The sequence below is a fragment of the Leclercia sp. LSNIH1 genome (assembly GCF_002902985.1).
Classification (GTDB): domain Bacteria; phylum Pseudomonadota; class Gammaproteobacteria; order Enterobacterales; family Enterobacteriaceae; genus Enterobacter.
The window spans coordinates 2,136,509-2,153,584 of the sequence record NZ_CP026167.1; the positions used below are offsets into that span (position 1 = coordinate 2,136,509).

General features: G+C 59.9%; 14 protein-coding genes. 4 read left to right on the forward strand and 10 right to left on the reverse strand.

Annotated features, from left to right (window positions below; translation table 11 throughout):
* The first annotated feature begins 9 nt into the window (after nucleotides 1–9).
* The 3 genes from pgaB to pgaD are packed head-to-tail and all read left to right on the forward strand — an operon-like array spanning nucleotide 10 to nucleotide 3,790.
* Nucleotides 10–2,025, forward strand: a complete 2,016-nt coding sequence (pgaB, locus tag C2U54_RS10545) for a poly-beta-1,6-N-acetyl-D-glucosamine N-deacetylase PgaB (protein WP_103178578.1) — start codon at nucleotides 10–12, stop codon at nucleotides 2,023–2,025.
* The gene (pgaC, locus tag C2U54_RS10550) at nucleotides 2,022–3,356 is read left to right on the forward strand and encodes a poly-beta-1,6-N-acetyl-D-glucosamine synthase (RefSeq protein ID WP_103178579.1); all 1,335 of its coding nucleotides are present in this window, start codon (nucleotides 2,022–2,024) and stop codon (nucleotides 3,354–3,356) included. Before pgaB ends, pgaC begins: the two co-directional genes overlap by 4 nt.
* Complete coding sequence (gene pgaD / locus C2U54_RS10555) at nucleotides 3,353–3,790, forward strand: poly-beta-1,6-N-acetyl-D-glucosamine biosynthesis protein PgaD (protein ID WP_103178580.1); 438 nt, start codon at nucleotides 3,353–3,355, stop codon at nucleotides 3,788–3,790. Before pgaC ends, pgaD begins: the two co-directional genes overlap by 4 nt.
* A gap of 44 nt (nucleotides 3,791–3,834) precedes the next feature.
* Here pgaD and C2U54_RS10560 read toward each other — a convergent pair whose 3' ends face one another.
* Genes C2U54_RS10560 through C2U54_RS10575 form a run of 4 tightly spaced genes read right to left on the reverse strand, consistent with a single transcriptional unit; the run spans nucleotide 3,835 to nucleotide 8,575 of the window.
* On the reverse strand, nucleotides 3,835–5,334 hold the full coding sequence (locus C2U54_RS10560) for an FGGY family carbohydrate kinase (RefSeq protein WP_103178581.1): 1,500 nt from the start codon (nucleotides 5,332–5,334) through the stop codon (nucleotides 3,835–3,837).
* A 14-nt stretch (nucleotides 5,335–5,348) separates the two neighbouring features.
* A complete protein-coding gene (locus C2U54_RS10565) occupies nucleotides 5,349–6,767 on the reverse strand; it encodes an L-fucose/L-arabinose isomerase family protein (protein ID WP_103178582.1) in 1,419 nt (472 codons plus the stop codon).
* A gap of 34 nt (nucleotides 6,768–6,801) precedes the next feature.
* Complete coding sequence (locus C2U54_RS10570; protein ID WP_103178583.1) at nucleotides 6,802–7,752, reverse strand: transketolase family protein; 951 nt, start codon at nucleotides 7,750–7,752, stop codon at nucleotides 6,802–6,804.
* Nucleotides 7,745–8,575: a transketolase gene (locus C2U54_RS10575; RefSeq protein WP_103178584.1), complete on the reverse strand. Its 831-nt coding sequence runs from the start codon at nucleotides 8,573–8,575 to the stop codon at nucleotides 7,745–7,747. The genes C2U54_RS10570 and C2U54_RS10575 overlap by 8 nt, the downstream gene beginning before the upstream one ends.
* Before the next feature lie 296 nt (nucleotides 8,576–8,871).
* Between C2U54_RS10575 and C2U54_RS10580 the strand changes: the two genes are divergently transcribed.
* Nucleotides 8,872–9,825 (forward strand): sugar-binding transcriptional regulator, encoded by a 954-nt coding sequence (locus tag C2U54_RS10580; protein WP_103178585.1) that lies wholly within the window; start codon nucleotides 8,872–8,874, stop codon nucleotides 9,823–9,825.
* A 108-nt stretch (nucleotides 9,826–9,933) separates the two neighbouring features.
* On the opposite strand, the gene C2U54_RS10585 is transcribed toward C2U54_RS10580, so the two are convergent.
* The 6 genes from C2U54_RS10585 to flhA all read right to left on the reverse strand — a co-directional run bounded on the left by C2U54_RS10585 (nucleotide 9,934) and on the right by flhA (nucleotide 17,033).
* Nucleotides 9,934–11,022 (reverse strand): ABC transporter permease, encoded by a 1,089-nt coding sequence (locus tag C2U54_RS10585; RefSeq protein ID WP_103178586.1) that lies wholly within the window; start codon nucleotides 11,020–11,022, stop codon nucleotides 9,934–9,936.
* Between the two features lies 1 nt (nucleotide 11,023).
* On the reverse strand, nucleotides 11,024–12,550 hold the full coding sequence (locus C2U54_RS10590; protein ID WP_180210766.1) for a sugar ABC transporter ATP-binding protein: 1,527 nt from the start codon (nucleotides 12,548–12,550) through the stop codon (nucleotides 11,024–11,026).
* Nucleotides 12,550–13,158, reverse strand: coding sequence for a DUF2291 family protein (locus tag C2U54_RS10595; protein WP_103178587.1), 609 nt, complete (start codon nucleotides 13,156–13,158; stop codon nucleotides 12,550–12,552). The genes C2U54_RS10590 and C2U54_RS10595 overlap by 1 nt, the downstream gene beginning before the upstream one ends.
* Nucleotides 13,159–13,169: 11 nt before the next feature.
* Complete coding sequence (locus tag C2U54_RS10600) at nucleotides 13,170–14,111, reverse strand: D-ribose ABC transporter substrate-binding protein (RefSeq protein WP_103178588.1); 942 nt, start codon at nucleotides 14,109–14,111, stop codon at nucleotides 13,170–13,172.
* 135 nt (nucleotides 14,112–14,246) lie between these two features.
* Complete coding sequence (gene entD / locus C2U54_RS10605) at nucleotides 14,247–14,891, reverse strand: enterobactin synthase subunit EntD (RefSeq protein WP_103178589.1); 645 nt, start codon at nucleotides 14,889–14,891, stop codon at nucleotides 14,247–14,249.
* A gap of 57 nt (nucleotides 14,892–14,948) precedes the next feature.
* Nucleotides 14,949–17,033: a formate hydrogenlyase transcriptional activator FlhA gene (gene flhA, locus C2U54_RS10610; protein WP_103178590.1), complete on the reverse strand. Its 2,085-nt coding sequence runs from the start codon at nucleotides 17,031–17,033 to the stop codon at nucleotides 14,949–14,951.
* Between the last annotated feature and the right edge of the window lie 43 nt (nucleotides 17,034–17,076).

The window sequence follows — 17,076 nt, forward strand, 5'->3', positions numbered from 1 at the left end:
GGGCGCATCATGATGAAACGATGGCTTCTCGCCGCGAGGGTAATCGTCGGGTGGATGATGATGAGCATGTGTGCACTGGCCGCGGCACCACGTTATCTTCCTCCCGCCGAACGGCCGGCGCTCTATGCGGACCAGCCCTGGCCCAAAAACAGCTTTCTTGTGCTGGCCTGGCACGACGTGGAGGACGGCGCCGCCGATCAGCGCTATCTCTCCGTGCGCACCAGCGCCCTGAACGATCAGTTTGCCTGGCTGCATGATAACGGCTACCACCCGATTAGCGTGCAGCAGGTGCTGGATGCCCATGCAGGAAAAAGCACCTTGCCGGAAAAGGCGGTGATGCTGACCTTTGATGATGGATACAGTAGCTTCTCGACGCGCGTTCTGCCGCTGCTTCGGTTGTTCAGATGGCCTGCTTTGTGGGCGCCAGTCGGCAGTTGGGTGGATGCACCGGAACATTCGCTGGTGGATTTTGGCGGACTCAAGACGCCGCGGGAAAAATTTGCCACCTGGAAGATGGTACGCGAGGCGAGCGAGTCGGGGCTCGTGGAAGTGGGTGCGCACACCTGGGCATCCCATTACGGTCATCAGGCCAATCCGCAAGGCAGTCAGGAGCCCGCAGTCGCTAACCGTTTCTACGATAAAACCCGCGGGCAGTACGAAACGGATGCGCAGTTTGAAAAGCGTATAAATGCCGACCTGGCGCGTATTACGGGCAAAATCAAAGAGGTCACCGGGAAAGCGCCGCGCGCCTGGGTCTGGCCCTACGGTGCGGCGAGCGGAACAACGCTGAAGCTTGCGCATCAGCAGGGCTACCAGATGGCTTTCACCCTAAACCAGGGGCTGGCGAATGCCGCCAGGCTGGAAGACGTTCCCCGGGTGCTGATTTCCAACAACCCTTCGCTGCGTAGCTTCGCCAGCCAGATAGCTCAGGTCAGAGAACCTGAAAACATGCGGGTTATGCATGTCGATCTCGACTATGTCTACGACAAAAACCAGGCTCAACAGCGTAAAAATATCGATCTGCTCATCCAGCGTGTTTTCGATATGAAGATCACCCATGTCTTCTTACAGGCCTATGCCGATCCGAAAGGGGACGGCAACGTCAATGCGCTCTATTTTCGCAGTCGCTGGCTACCGATGCGGGCGGATCTGTTTAACTTCGTCTCCTGGCAGTTACAGACCCGTGCCGGGGTGAAGGTTTACGCATGGATGCCGGTACTGGCGTTTGGGTTAGACCCCTCGGTGCCTCGCGTGGCGGCATGGTCGCCAGACAACGGACGCATTGCGCCAGATAACCAGCATTATTTGCGCTTATCACCCTGGAATGCGGTTGCCCGGCAGAGAATCAACGACATCTACGAAGACCTGGCGCGCCATGCCAACTTCAACGGCATCCTGTTCCATGATGACGCTTTTTTAACCGACTTTGAGGATGCCTCCCCGGATGCGCTCAAAGCCTATCGTGCAGCAGGCTTCCCGGATAACCTCGCGGAGATACGCGCCAATCCGCAACTGCTGGCGCGCTGGACGCGCTTTAAAAGTCGCGCCCTGATTGATTTTACCCGACAGCTCACGCAAACCGTGCGTGCCGTGCGCGGCCCGCAGATCAAAACTGCCCGCAACATTTACGCCATGCCGGTACTGGATCCGCAGAGCGAAACCTGGTTTGCGCAGAATCTGAATGATTTTCTCAGCACCTACGACTGGACAGCGCCGATGGCGATGCCGCTGATGGAAAATGTCCCGGTCAACGAGGCCAATGCCTGGCTGGACAGACTCGTCGGGCAGGTCGCCCGTTTCCCTGGCGCGCTGGATAAAACGGTCTTTGAACTTCAGGCGCGGGACTGGCGTAAGGGGGCAGGGCAGGACGCTATTAGCGGTGAAATGCTTAACGGGTGGATGCGACAGCTCAAGATGAGCGGTGCCGGAAACTATGGCTACTACCCGGACGATTTCATTAACGATCAACCCCGGATGGCAGAGATCCGTTCTGCTTTTTCCTCTTACTGGTATCCGCAAAAATGACCGATCGCCTCATCGCCTTCCTGATCCTTTGCCTGATGTTCAGTTTTCCGCTCGGCGTGGCGGTGATTTTTACCGGTGAAGTGATCCTTAATTTCGTCTTTTTCTGGCCGCTGTTTATGTCGGCCCTCTGGATAAGCGGTGGGCTTTATTTCTGGCTTCACCGCGAGCGCCACTGGCCGTGGGGGCCGGGCACACCGCCCCCTACACTCGCAGGCAATCCGCTGATTTCCATTCTTGTGCCCTGCTTTAACGAAGGGCTGAATGCACGCGAGACTATTGAAGCGGCGCTGGCGCAGCGTTATGAAAATATAGAAGTGATTGCTATCAATGACGGTTCTATAGACAACACCGCGACCGTGCTGGACCAGTTAGCGAGTAAATATTCGCGGCTGCGGGTGATTCATCTGGCGGAAAATCAGGGCAAAGCGGTCGCCCTGCAGGCAGGTGCCGCGGCGGCGCGCAGTGACTTTCTGGTGTGTATTGATGGTGATGCGCTGCTGGACAGAGATGCGGCGGTGTATATGGTCGCACCGCTGCTCAATTACCCTCGCGTGGGGGCCGTGACCGGTAATCCGCGTATCCGTACCCGTTCAACGCTGATTGGGCGAGTCCAGGTGGGGGAATTTTCATCTATCATCGGCCTCATCAAGCGTACCCAACGCGTCTATGGTCAGGTCTTTACCGTTTCCGGTGTCATTGCCGCTTTTCGCCGTCGCGCCCTGGCAGAGGTGGGGTACTGGAGCCCGGATATGATCACGGAAGATATTGATATCAGCTGGAAGTTACAGCTGCGCCATTGGTCAATTTTCTTCGAACCTCGGGCGCTGTGTTGGATTTTGATGCCCGAGACGCTGAAGGGGCTCTGGAAACAGCGTCTGCGTTGGGCGCAGGGGGGCGCGGAGGTGTTTATTGTCAATATGCGTCGCTTGTGGAGCTGGGAGTACCGGCGCATGTGGCCTCTGTTTCTTGAGTTTTGTATGTCAACCGCATGGGCCTTTGCCTATGCCGTCAGCATCCTGCTGTTTCTCATCGGGCTGCTTATTCCGATGCCCGATTCTTTATATGTTCAGCACCTTTTCCCACCGGCTTTTACTGGCCTGATGCTGGGCGTGGTCTGTCTGTTGCAGTTCGCGGTCAGTCTGTTTATTGAACGACGCTACGAGAAAGGTATTGCGGCGTCACTGTTCTGGGTTATCTGGTTTCCGGTGGTGTACTGGATGTTGAGCCTGTTCACTACGCTTGTGGCTTTCCCGAAAGTGATGCTGCGCCGTAAACGCAGCAGAGCGCGTTGGGTGAGTCCCGATCGCGGTATTGGGAGATTAAAACCATGATCCAACCATTAATTTTTACTGAACAACGGCTGTTTCCACGCGCGCTGGATTTGCTGTTGACGATCGTTGCCTGGCTGGGGTTTAGCTGGCTGATTTACAGTGGTCTGATAAGCGCGATTGAACATGATCCGTTTATGGGGACCAGGCCGTTCTACACCACGCTCAGTACGTTGAGTATCTACCTGCTGGTGGCCTGTCTTATCGATCTGGCGCTAATCTGCTGGGCAAAATATAACCAGCTGCGCTTTCGTGTTGAACGTCGTAAGCGTCGGCCTGGACTTGAGCGCCATGAAGTGGCGGCAAGTTTCAATATCACCCCCGAACTGGCGCTAATGATGAACCAGGCCCAGGTTTTTACCCTCGCCCATTATGATACGGGGGCAATAGACCGCGTGTGGATGGCGAAAATTCTTGCTGACGTGCGAAGCGAGTAACGAAAAACCGTGCCCCGTCTGGCGTATCACCAGACGGGGCATTTTTACCGCCGCACCCGGGCAACCGTCTCCTGCCAGGCCTGCCAGCGGGTCTGTAGCCGGGCGTGACGCGCCATGTCTGGCGTAAAGGTGACATGCTCCGGCAGATACTGGCGCAGCTGGGCGGTGGTCAGGTTAAACAGCGCCTTACGCGCCAGCAGTGCCGCCCCCATCGCTGAAAGTTCCGCCACGTCGCTGCGCATCACCGGGCAGCCGAGCAGGTCCGCCTGGTACTGCATCAGCCAGTCGTTTTTTGTCGGCCCGCCGTCCACCATCAGCGCGTTCAGGGTGAAGCCCGGATGGGCGCGCATCGCCTGCACCACGTCGGCAATCTGATAGGCGATCGACTCCAGCGCCGCGCGGATCAGGTGCGCCCGCTTCACGCCGCGGCTCAGGCCGTGGATCATGCCGCGGGCATTCTCATCCCACCACGGGGCGCCAAGGCCGGTCAGCGCCGGCACAAAATAGACGCCGAGCGTGGAGTCCACCGAGCGGGGGAGGGTGTTGAGCTCATGGATAAGCTCCGCCTGCGACAGCTCGCTTAGCCCGGTGCTGTCCGCCATCCACGCCACCGCGTCGCCGGTGTGGGGGATATTCCCCTCCAGCCCGTAGACCAGCGTCTCGCCGTCGTGCCAGGCCACGGTGGTGGCCAGGGCGCTCACCTCGCTGCGGGCGGAGGCCACCGGCGCCATCACCGACGAGCCGGTGCCGTAGGTCGCCTTCACGCAGCCTTCCGCCCCCAGACCGTGGGCAAAGAGCGCGGCGTGGGAGTCGCCGATCATCGCCATCACCGGCAGTCCGTCCGGAATGGAGGGGCAGCCGCGGGTGTAACCAAACAGACCGCTGGAGGGTTTAATCTCCGGCAGGGCCGCGCGGGGGATGCCAAACAGCGCCAGCATCTGCGGGTCCCAGTCGGCGGTATGCAGGCTCATCAGCTGGGTGCGGGCAGCGTTGGCGTAATCGCAGCTAAACGCCTGCCCCTGGGTCAGGTTCCACAGCAGCCAGCTGTCAACGGTGCCGAGGCAGATCTCACCCCGGGCGGCACGCGCTGCGCCGTCGGGGATGTTATCCAGCAGCCAGCGCATTTTGGAGGCAGAAAACAGCGGCGCGATGGGCAGGCCCGTGGCCGCTCTAATCTCCGGGCCGTGGCCCTGCTCACGCAGCTGGTGGCAAAAGGCCGCGGTGCGGGAACATTGCCAGCTCAGCGCCGGGGCAATGGGTTTGCCCGTTGCCCGCTCCCAGCCCACCACGGTTTCACGCTGATTGCTGATCGCCAGCGCCGCCACTCTCTCTACCCCGACGGTGGCCAATGCGCGGGCCACCACATCCAGAGAGGCCTCCACCAGCAGGTCGGCGGATTGTTCAACCCAGCCTTCGTGGGGCGTCTGGATTGCCAGCGCCCGGGAGAAGCTCGCCACCACATGCCCGCTGGCATCCAGCGCCACCGCTTTGGCATTGGTGGTGCCCTCGTCGAGGGCGATGATAATGTCCTTGTTCACCGACATAGCGGCCTCCAGCCTTAACGATGAAGGTAAGTTGAGACGCCAAGGTAGCGGGTAAAGGCTTCATGCAGGATCTCCGCGCTGGCGGAGTGGTTCATCGCCACATGATGCTCAAAACCGTTGCGGCAGATCCAGTTCAGCAGGTTCTCCAGATGCGGCACCTGGATCACCGCCCGGCAGCCCACCGTGTCGAGCGGATCGTCCACCGACTGGCCCTGGCCCACGTAGGCTTTAATTTCCCCGGTCAGATCGTCGGTGCTCAGGCGGAAGTAGGTCAGCGGCCCGCTTTTCAGACGACCATGCACCGCGCCGCAGGTGTTCTCTTTCCCGACCGTGGTGCCGATGATGTCGGCGGTGCCCATATGCGGGGATTCAAGGCTTTCGGCGGCGAAGTTACCGCAGTGGAACAGCACGCACTTGTCGCGCTCGTCGCCGAAGTTATTGTTCCAGTCGGCAATGGAGGCCGGGTTCATATTGCTGCTGGCCAGGGCGTACATAGAGAGGGCGCCCATCACGTCCACCTCGCAGGCGCTTGGCATCAATTGCCCGGACATCACGCTCATGATCGAGCAGACGTTGATGCCGAGGTTCTCCTGCAGCGAGGTCCAGCACTGGATGGCGGTAGTGTCGATATCGTTGGCGACCACCCACTCGCTGATCACCACAAACAGCTTCGCCATGGTCACCAGCTTGTCGGCCGGAATACGGCTGGCGTCGGCGTTATCGATCAGGATCCGCCGTTTTTCATCCACGCGGATGTCATCGTCGCGCAGGGTTTTGATCCGGGTAAAGACTTCTGACAGGTCGAGCGTCTCCACGGCGATGCCGAGGCGTTCGAGCAATTTTTCGCTGTAGCGCACGGTGTTAAAGCCCGCCGGACGGGCACCGATTGCCCCCACGCGCACGCCGCGCATGCTGCTCACCACGCGGCAGACCTGCTCGAAACGCTGCAGATCCTGCGCAAACACCTCACCGTTGAGGGCGCAGACGTGCTGGGTAGTAAGGGTAAAAGGAATGCCGTACTGACGCAGGTTGTTGCACAGGGAGATTTTGCCGCAGAAGCTGTCGCGGCGGGTTGCCAGCCCCATTTTATCGAGGTTGTCCTCCTCGGCCTGCACCAGCACCGGCACGTTCAGGCCGGAGAGACGCAGGGTCTCGGCGATGGCTTTTTCATCGCCAAAGTTAGGCAGCAGCACCACCACGCCGTGAATGCTGTCGCGGTGGGCGCGAAACAGCTCGGCGCAGGCTTTCGCATCCTGACGGGTCTCCACGCCGCCGAGTTCGGTCTGGCTGGGGTCGAGCATAATGGTGTTAATACCCAGACGGCCAAAGAGGGCGATCGCCTGCTCGCGCGCTTCCGCTACCAGATAGCTCGGGAAGAACCCCCGGTTGCCGATGACCACGCCCATTGTCAGTTGTTGAGGAATTCGGGACATTGCTTTTCTCTCCAGTAAGATGTTGTTGTTATTTTCAGCAAACCTGTCGCGTCAGCATTTCCCGGGCGTGCTTCACCACCCCAGCGACATCAATCTCGTGGCGTGCCCGCGTTGACGCTCTGTCGGCAGCAATCGCGTATTGTCCATCCGGGATCCCCAGCCGTTTCAGCGGCACGGCGCATCCCGCTTCGGCCAGCACTTCCGCCACCAGGCTGCCGACGCCGCCGTTGACGTTATGCTCCTCGACGCTTACCACCGCCCTGCACGGGGCGAGGGCGGCCAGCAGCTGTTGGGTATCACAGGGACGAATAGATGGAATGCTGATAACAGTGGCGTCAATACCTTCTTCCGCGAGTTGTGCAGCAGCTTCCACAATTTCATGTACCGTCGAGCCCATTGCCACCAGCGCCACGTCGTGGCCGCTGCGCAGGACGTCAATCTTGCCCGGCGCAAAACGGTAGCTGTCGTCATGCAGTTCCGGCAGGTTTTTCCCGTCGAGACGGATATAGACCGGGCCCACATGATCGAGGGCGTAATCGATGATCTGGCGGCACTCGTTCGGGCTCGACGGGGCGTAAATTTCGATATTGCCGAAGCCGCGCATAATGGCGATATCGTCGATGCTGTGGTGGGTGCTGGCGAGCGGGCCGTAGCTGGCCCCCGCGTTCAGGCCGAACAGCTTGACATTGGTGTTGTTGTAGCAAATGTCGACTTTGATCTGCTCGTTAGCCCGCGAGATCAAAAATGGCGCGGCGTTGCAGGTGACGGCGATCTTACCGCCGATTGCCAGACCGGCAGCGGCGCCCACCAGCGTCTGCTCAGCGATGCCGACGTTGACCAGGCGGCCCGGAAAACGCTGCATAAAGGGGGCGATTTTCGCCGTGGAGGTGGAATCCGCCACCACCGGCACCAGGTCCACGCCGCGTTCAACGGCGTCAATAAAGGCATTCACCATCACCGTGGCGAGGTGTTCGCTATTACTCATCTTTCAGTTCCTCCAGCGCCAGTTCAATCTCTTCCCCTTTCGGCACCCGGTGGTGCCATTCAGGCCGTCCCTCAATAAACGAAATTCCCGCGCCCTTGGTGGTGTGGGCGATCACCACATGGGGTTTGCCGTTGGGTTTCAGCCCTTCCAGGGTGGCGACCACGTCCGCCATGTCGTTGCCGTTGCAGGTGGTCACCTCCAGGCCGAACGCTTTCCATTTCTCATCCAGCGGATCGGTATTGAGGATCTCTTTTGTGGAGCCCGCCAGCTGGAGGTTGTTTTTGTCGTTGATAATAAACAGGTTATCCAGCTGATAATGGGCGGCGACCAGCGCGGCCTCCCAGTTGCTGCCTTCCGCCAGCTCTCCGTCGCCGGTCACCACAAACACCCGGCGCGCGCTGTTGTTGCGTTTTGCCGCCAGGGCGATCCCGACCGCCACTGGCAGACCATGCCCCAGCGCGCCGGTATTCAGCTCAATGCCCGGCGTTTTATGTTTCACCGGATGGCCCGGCAGGTGAGAGTCGGCATGCTGATAGGTGGCGAGCCACTCAACGGGGATAAACCCGGCCTCGGCCAGCACGCAGTAATAGCCGCCCACCGCGTGGCCCTTCGACTGGATATAGATATCGCGTTCATCGCTATCCTGAAGCGCCGGGGAGCAGTTCAGAATGCGGAAGTAGAGGGCGGTGAGCAGTTCGACCTGCGACAGATCGGCCCCGGTGTGGCCTCCCGCCGGGCTTTCGGCATTCAGCACGATGATCCGGCGACGAATCGAGCGCGCCCGGGTTTCGAGCTCCGCGATGGAGAGCGAAAACGGATTCATAACATACCTCCTGAATTTATAATCTGTTGTGAATAATTATTCCAGCCGGGTAAGTTATTCCCCTGTTCTCTCTGTCAGAGCAGGGATTTATAACTGCTTTGAATATATATTCAATGCTGATTTATTATTCATGCTATGTAAGATATGCCCAGTCAGGAGGTTTGTCTACGGTTTGAGCGGGCAAATTTCGAAGAAAGGAGAAAAGGATCACATTTGCCCGGCGGATCGGGCGGGCGCTTGCTTGTTAAATATTCAGTGATGAATAAAAATAACGACAGCCGATTAAGGGGAACGTTATGTCGAAACAGGATGAACAGCGATTGCTGGTGAAGATCGCCACACTTTACTACAGCGAGAATAAAAAGCAGTCCGAGATTGCCTCGCTGCTGCACCTCTCACAATCCTTCGTGTCGCGGGCGCTGACGCGTTGCCAGAAAGAGGGGCTGGTCAAAATTACCGTCGTTCAGCCTACCAATATTTTTGTCTCGCTGGAAAAGGCGCTGGAGGAGCAGTACGGCATCCGCCAGGCCATCGTGGTGGACGTGGGCGAGAGCCCGTCCAGTGCCCAGATCAAGCACGCCATCGGCAGCGCGGCGGCGCACTATGTCGAAACCCGCCTGCGTCCGGAAGACCTGGTGGGGATCTCCTCCTGGAGCAGCACCATCCGCTGCATGGTGGATGAGATGCACCCGCAGAATATCCGCGCCGCGGGGGTGATCCAGCTCCTGGGCGGCGTGGGTCCCAACGGCAACGTGCAGGCGACCATTCTTACCCAGCAGCTGGCGGCGCACCTTGGCTGCCCGGCGTGGCTGTTGCCGTCGCAAAGTATTGAGCACTCGGTAGAGGAGCGCGCCCGGCTGGTGAGCAGCCCGGACGTGGCGGCGGTGGTAAGCAAATTTGCCGAAGTGGATGTGGCGATCGTCGGTATCGGCGAGCTGGAGCCGTCGCAGCTGCTGAAGAACTCCGGCAACTATTACAACGAAGAGATGCTCAAACTGCTGGCCGAACGCGGGGCGGTAGGGGATATCTGCCTGCATTACTACGATGCGAAAGGCGAGCCGGTGCTGAGTGCCGAAGAAGATCCGGTGATTGGTATGGAGCTGGCGCAGATCCGCGCCTGCCCGCAGGTAATCGCCCTGGCGGGCGGGGAAGAGAAACGCAACGCCATTCGCGGGGCGCTGGAAGGGAAGTATATCGACGTGTTAATCACCGATTACCCGACGGCGCGGAGTTTATTGAAGACATCGTAAGCAGTGCATTTTGCCCGGCGGCGGCTTCGCCTTGCACGGGCCGACATGTTGTGCCGTTGTAGGCCGGGTAAGCGTAGCGCCACCCGGCATAAACCCCGCACAATGTCGCTACTTTCCTTCCATCACCGCCTTCTGCGCCACCACCGCCGCTTTCTGCTGCATCCGGTTTTGCATCTGGTCGATAATCACCGCCACGATAATCACAATCCCTTTGATCACCATCTGCCAGAACTCGCTCACCCCCATCATCACCAGGCCGTCGGCCAAAAAGCCGATGACGAAGGCGCCGATCAGGGTGCCGAGAATGGTGCCGCGGCCGCCAGCAAGCGAGGTGCCGCCCAGCACCACCGCGGCGATGGCGTTCATCTCAAAGGCGGTGCCGTTGGCCGGATGGCTGGCTAACAGCTGGGCGGAAACCACAATCCCGGCGATGGCAGCGCAGAACCCCGACAGGGTATAGACCAGCACTTTCACCTGCTTGACCCGCACCCCGGAGAGTTCTGCGGCGCGCTCGTTATCGCCGATGGCGTAGACGTGGCGGCCAAAGGGCAGGCGGCGGGCGATGTAGGCGATGACCAGCGCCAGCACGATCATCATCCAGATGGCCCACGGAATGTCGAGGAACGTGCCTGCGCCAATCTCATCAAAGCCGGTATTCCCCAGCTGCGGGTTACCGGAGAGCCCCGGGAAGGTCTGGCCGTCGGAGGTCAGCATCGACGCGCCGCGCAGCACGTACATGGTACCCAGCGTGCAGATAAAGGGCGCGACGTTATAGCGGGTGATGATCCAGCCGTTCACCGCCCCTATCAGTGCGCCGATCAGCAGCACCACGGGCACAATCACCCACACGCTCGGGAAGATGGCGATGCCAAACATCGGCAGCACAATCCCTTTGGTGATCATCCACCCGGCGATCATCCCGCACAGCCCCAGGGTAGCGCCGATGGAGAGGTCGATCCCGGCGGTGATGATCACAAAGGTGATCCCCAGCGCCAGGAAGGCGTTGATGGCGATATGTTTAATCATGATCACCAGGCTGCCGGTGGAGAGAAAGCCCGGCACGGTCATGGTGAAGAAGCCGACAATCAAAAACAGCGCAATGAAGGTGCGCATTTTCAGCAACAGCAGCAGAACATTTTCCCGGGAAAGCGAGGCCCCTTTATGCGGCGCCAGCGCGACAGACTGTGTCGTTTTCATCTTAGAACCCCTGAGCACTTGCGGTTACCAGTGCCGACTCTTCGGCCCGATCGCGAACAATATCGGCGGTCAGTTTGCCGCCGGACATCACCAGAATGCGGTCAGATACCGCCATAATCTCTTTCAAATCCGAGGTAGAGAAGACCACCGCGATCCCCTCCTCAGAGAGCTGCACCATCATGCGGAATACGTCCGCTTTGGCCCCCACGTCGATGCCGCGGGTCGGCTCATCAAGGAAGAGCACCTTCGGGTTGGTCAGCAGCGAGCGGCCAATCACCACCTTTTGCTGGTTGCCGCCGCTGAGCGCCTGGATCTCTACTTCCGGGGTGGAGACCTTAATCGACAGGTTGCCGATGGTGCTGGCGACGACCTGCTGCTCCGCCTTTTGCGCGATGGCAAAGCCGCGCTGCAACCGACGCCAGAGGCTGGCGATGGTCAGGTTGCTGGCCACCGACGAGCCGGGGAAAATGCCGGTGCGTTTGCGGTCTTCCGGCACCAGGCTCATCCCCATGCGGATACGCTCGGCGGTGGTTAAGCGCTGGGGCACCGGTTTACTGTCGAGCCACAGCTTGCCCAGATAGTTGCGCTCGGTGCCGAGCATGCACTCAAAAAGCTCCGTGCGTCCGGCCCCCATCAGGCCGTAGATGCCGACGATCTCCCCGGCTTTGACCTGGAAGCTGACGTCGTTGACCACCGTATTCCCGGCTGCGTTGACGCAGGTGATGTGCTCCGCCTCCAGCACCGGCGCGCCGAAGGTGCGGCCCGGCTCAAGGAAGTTACTCACCGGGTCGCTGCCGAGCATCTCGCGCACAATCCACGGCACGTCGATATCCTGCACCTTCGCTTCGGCCTGGAATTTGCCGTCGCGCAGAATGGTGATCACATCGCCTATCGCCATCAGCTCTTCCAGGCGGTGGGAGATATAGATGATGGAGACCCCCTGACGGGTCAGCTCGCGGATCACCCGAAACAGGATCTCCACCTCGGTTTTACTCAGCGCCGAGGTGGGCTCGTCGAGGATCAGGATGTCGGCATCCTCGGCCAGCGCCTTGGCGATCTCGATCAGCTGCTGCTGTCCCACCTTCAGGTTGCCCACCAGTTCGCGCGGGGAGATAGGCTGATCGAGGCGTTTCAGCAGCTCCGCGGTGCGGGCCTCCTGTTCTGCCTCGTTGATCGGCGTTACCCCTTTTTGCAGCTCGCGGCCAAGGAAGACGTTCTCCGCCACGTTGAGGTTCTCAAACAGGTTCAGCTCCTGGTGTACCATGCCAATGCCGTGGGCGGCGGCATCCCGGGTACTGGCGAACGAGACCTGTTTGCCGTTGAGCCACATCTCGCCGAGGCTGGGCTGCTGGACGCCAGCGAGGATCTTCATCAGCGTCGATTTCCCGGCGCCGTTCTCGCCGATAATCACGTTCACTTTGCCGCGCCAGACGCGGTAATCGACCTTATCCAGCGCCACGGTGCCGGGAAAGAGCATCGAGATCCCGCGGGTGCTGAGGATAATGTCGTCTGCCGGGGTATCGCTCATCACGGCGTCTCCTGTTTCAGTTCCAGCGCTGCCGCCTCATTCGCCTTGCCGCCCGTCAGGGTGGTGGCGAACAGCACGGTGGCATTTTTGCCGCTCCAGCTGTCGTCGATTTTCGGCAGATGCTTCGCCGCCTCGCGGTTGAGGGCGCGGGAGAGCTGGGCATACTGAACCTGGTTGGTAAATTCATCGAAGCGGAATCCGGCGGCGTCGCGGATGGCGTTGCCGCGCATCACCGGCCCGCTCTGGATCTCCACCGGCTGGCCGTTCACCGTCATCACCAGCTTCTGCTCACGCGCGTTGCTGGCATCCACGCGCTCCACCTTGCCGGTAAGGCGCACGAAGACGCTCTGCGGTGTGGCTGCGGGCGTGTTCAGCTGGGTGGAGAGGGCGCTGGCGTCCAGGGCATGATTTTTCGCGGCGTCGAGGATCCGCGGCTGCCAGGTTTGTTGCGCGATCTGCTGTGGGGTCTGGTTGTCAAAGCTCGCTTTGGCGTTGGGATCGGCAGGCATGATCGGCTTGCCGTTCTCATCCAGATCCACCACGGTGCAGGCCGTCAGCAACAGGGCGGCTGCGCCTGTCAGCGCGGCGCCCCATTGTGTTAATCGCATACTGCCTCCGCTTATTTGCTGAGGTTAAACAGATTCAGCTTGCTGGCGTTGGATTCGTCGATGAGCACGCAGTCCATCAGCTGCTTCTCATCTTTTTGCGCTTTGCCGTTTTTCAGGTAGTAGTCGGCCTGCTCAACGGCCATCTGCGCCTGCTGCCAGCCTGGCTGCAGCACCGTGGCTTTGATGTTGCCGTTCTTCAGGATCGAGTCGCGGGTGTAGTCGCTGCCGTCAAAGCCGACCACAATCACGTTGTTCTTCCCGGCGGCCTTCAGGGCGGCTTCGGCGCCCAGCGCCATGGTGTCGTTACCGGAGATCACGCCCACGATATCGGGGTTGGTCTGCAGGATGGCTTCCATACGGGTGAAGGCTTCGGTCTGGCTCCAGTTGGCGGTCTGCTGCGCCACCATCTTCATCTCCGGGTAGTCGTCGATGACGTCGTGATAGCCCTGGGAGCGCACGTGGGCGTTGGTGTCCGACGGACGGCCCAGCAGCTCAACGTATTTCCCTTTGCCGTCCAGCAGCTTGACGAATTTCTCCGCACCGAGCTGCGCCCCCTGATAGTTGTTCGAGACAATCTGCGCTACCGCCACGCCGGTTTTGTTGATTTCACGATCGATCAGGAAGGAAGGGACGCCTGCCGCTTTGGCCTTCTCCAGCGGACCGACGGTGGCATCCGCCCCGGCGTTATCCAGAATGATCGCTTTCGCCTTACGGGCGATGGCGGTCTCAATCAGCTGGTTTTGTTTGTTCACGTCATCGTCGTGCGAGGCGACAAGGGTGGTGTAACCCAGCTCCTTTGCCTTCGCCGCCGCGCCGTCGGCTTCAGCCTTGAAGAACGGGTTGTCGTGTGAGGGGGTAATAATCGCAATGAGTCCGTTATCGGCGGCAAACAGGGAACCGGAAGCGGCGATCATTGAGGCCAGTAAAGCGGATTTTACAAAGGTCGTGTTCATTCTTTTTCTCCACATTGAATATTTATTCAATAATGATTTATTATTCAATGTAACGATAAGACTGCCTGATAAAACTGTCTACGGTTCAGGCAGCTAATTTGTTTAAAAGGAGAAAAGGATCACGATCCTGAGCAATTATTCATCACAGATCAGCGTCACGACCGTCGCGTCTTTATGGAGCCAGTGCGCGGTAAATACCTGATTTTGTGTGAAGGGAGGAAGCGGGCGGGTCAGCATTAAGGTCAGCGCGTCGGCGGTCAGGGAGGTGACGCGCGCGCACTCAAACCCCATCCACGCCTGTACCTGAGGGAAGAGCGCTTTGAACAGGCTCTCTTTGGCGCTAAAGGCCAGGGTGAAGGCGAGCGCGAAGGGAAGACCGCAGTCGGCCAGCACCTGGGCTTCCGCAGGATCAAGCACCCCATCCTGAATCTCACGCGCTTCGTTTTCCGCGATAATCGCTTCGCAATCGATCCCCACCAGGCCATTATCGCGACAAATCGCTACCGCCTGCGTGCCGCTGTGGGAGAGGCTGCCCCGCACCCCGGCAGGCCACAGCGGTTCCCCGCTGCTGCCGATGCCGGGAATGACCTGCCGGTTCAGGGCATGAAAGGCGGCGATGCGCCCGGCCAGATGATCGGCTTTGCGTTTGCGTCCGGCGTCAGAGAGCTGGTGATGGTGCGGCAGCCAGAGCAGATCGGCCTCGGTGAAGGTGGCGGGATCGAAGGTGACGCGGTGAATGGTCTCTCCGGCGAGAAGAAATGTGGCGTGGGTGGTCTGCATGTTCTTCTCGCGGTGGACAAAAGGAGCGCTATCTTAACCTGTTTGCGGCCCGGTTGCTCAGAAGAGGGCGTTTTTGTCGATCCCCAGGCGCTTCATGCGCGACAGCAGGGTGGTGCGTTTCAGCCCCAGACGCTGGGCCGCGCCTCGCGGTCCGGCGATCACGCCGTTGGTCTCTTTCAGCACCCGCACAATGTGCTGATACTCCTCCTCGCCTTCGCGAATTTCGCTTACCACGGTCTCCGGCGCGGCACTGCTGGCGCGATGAAAATCGATATCCGGCATCGAAAGCTGCAGGACGTTGCCGCGGGTGAGCAACACGGCACGCTCAATCACGTTTTCCAGCTCGCGCACGTTGCCCGGCCACTCCATCCTGCTGAGCTGGCGCAGGGTCTCCGCCGGAATGCTGTCGATATTGCGCCCCAGCCGGTGGGCAATCTTAAAGGTGAAGGATTTCACCAGCAGGGGAATATCTTCCGGGCGTTCACGCAGCGGCGGCAGGAAGATTGGAAAGACGTTAAGACGATAGTAGAGATCGCTGCGGAATTCGCGGTCGGCCACCATCTGCGTCAGATCGCGGTTGGTGGCGGCAATCAGCCGCACGTCGGTGTGGATGATGCGGTTGCTGCCGAGGCGCTCAAACTCCTGCTCCTGGAGCACGCGCAGCAGCTTGGGCTGGAGCTCAATGGGCATATCGCCCACTTCATCCAGAAACAGGGTGCTTTTGTCCGCCAGCTCAAAGCGGCCAATGCGCTGGGCGCTGGCGCCGGTAAAGGCCCCGCGTTCGTGGCCAAAGAGATCGCTCTCCAGTAGCCCGGCAGGCATCGCCGCGCAGTTCATCTTCACCATCCGCCGGTCGCTGCGCCCGCTCTGGTTGTGAATGGCGCGGGCAATCAGCTCCTTACCCGTGCCGGTCTCGCCGAGGATCAGCACGGTACTGTTGCTCCGGGCGACCATCTCCACCTGCTTCATCACCGTCATCATGGCGCTGCTGCGGCCAATGATTTCGCCAAAATCGGTGGCAACGTTGTTGATCTGCTCGGTCAGGGCGAGGTTTTCGTCGATCAACCGCTCCTTGAGATGGCTGATTTCCCGGTAGGAGAGGGCGTTATCCACGGCGATGGCGACACGTTCGGCAATCTGGTTCAGCAGCTTCAGATTGGACGGGGTAAACACCTGGGCGTTGCACTGCGCCAGCTTCAGGGTGCCGAGCACCCGGTCGCGGAACATCAGCGGGAACAGGCAGAGGGTCTGATCCTGCTCGCCCCACATATCAAACAGCATGCGTTCATAGGGGGCGTGCTGATCCCGGTGATGCAGGTTAAGCATCAGCATCTGCCTGTTGCGCATCACTTTTTCGGACAGGGTGCCCTTTTCATCCACTTCGCTCTGGTCGTGCAGGGGCGCCTCTTTATCGAGATAGTGGGTGGAGTAGACGAGAAGCTTCCCTTTGCGATCGCTGCGCAGCACCATGCTGATGGAGTCGATGCCGAAGTTGCGCTGGATCTCCTGCGCCACCTCCGACACCAGTTCATCAAGGTCGAGCTTCGACAGCACGGCGTTGGTGATCGCCACCAGCAGGCGAAAATCGTTACGCTCCCGCCAGAGCAGGTCGTAGTTGTCGCTGTTGTGCAGCCGCGCCTGGATCTGCTCCACGGCCAGCCCGGCCGCCTGGGTGAGGGTTTGCAGGCGGGAAAAATCGCCGTCGCTCCAGGGGTTCTCCTGGGTGCGCAAAAACTCGCAGCCGCCGAAGATGCGGCCATCGGCGGCGATGGGCGTCAGGCAGTAGTGGGCAAATGAGGGATAACGATCGAGGGCGGCAAGCTGCGGCCAGGTCTCGTTAAAGGTCGCCGCCGTGCAGTGCAGCACGTCCGGGCGGGAAAGCATGCGGCGAAAAGGGCCGCTCGCCAGCAGGGGCTCATCTTCGTAGCGGATATCACAGCCCTGTTCGTCGGTGCTGTAGAGACAGACCCGGCGCGATTCCGACTGCCAGAGCAGAATATGAACGCTATCGGCGAGGTTTATCTGCCGGACATGCTGGGTCAGCGCCTGCGCCAGGGCGCAAAGATCGGTCTGTTGCAGCAGAGTACGGGTAATGTCGAACAATCCGTGATCGACAGGATCGTTGGTGGGTGTATACGACATGCGTTTTATCCAGAGTATCCAGAAAAATAAGAGACGAATGCGC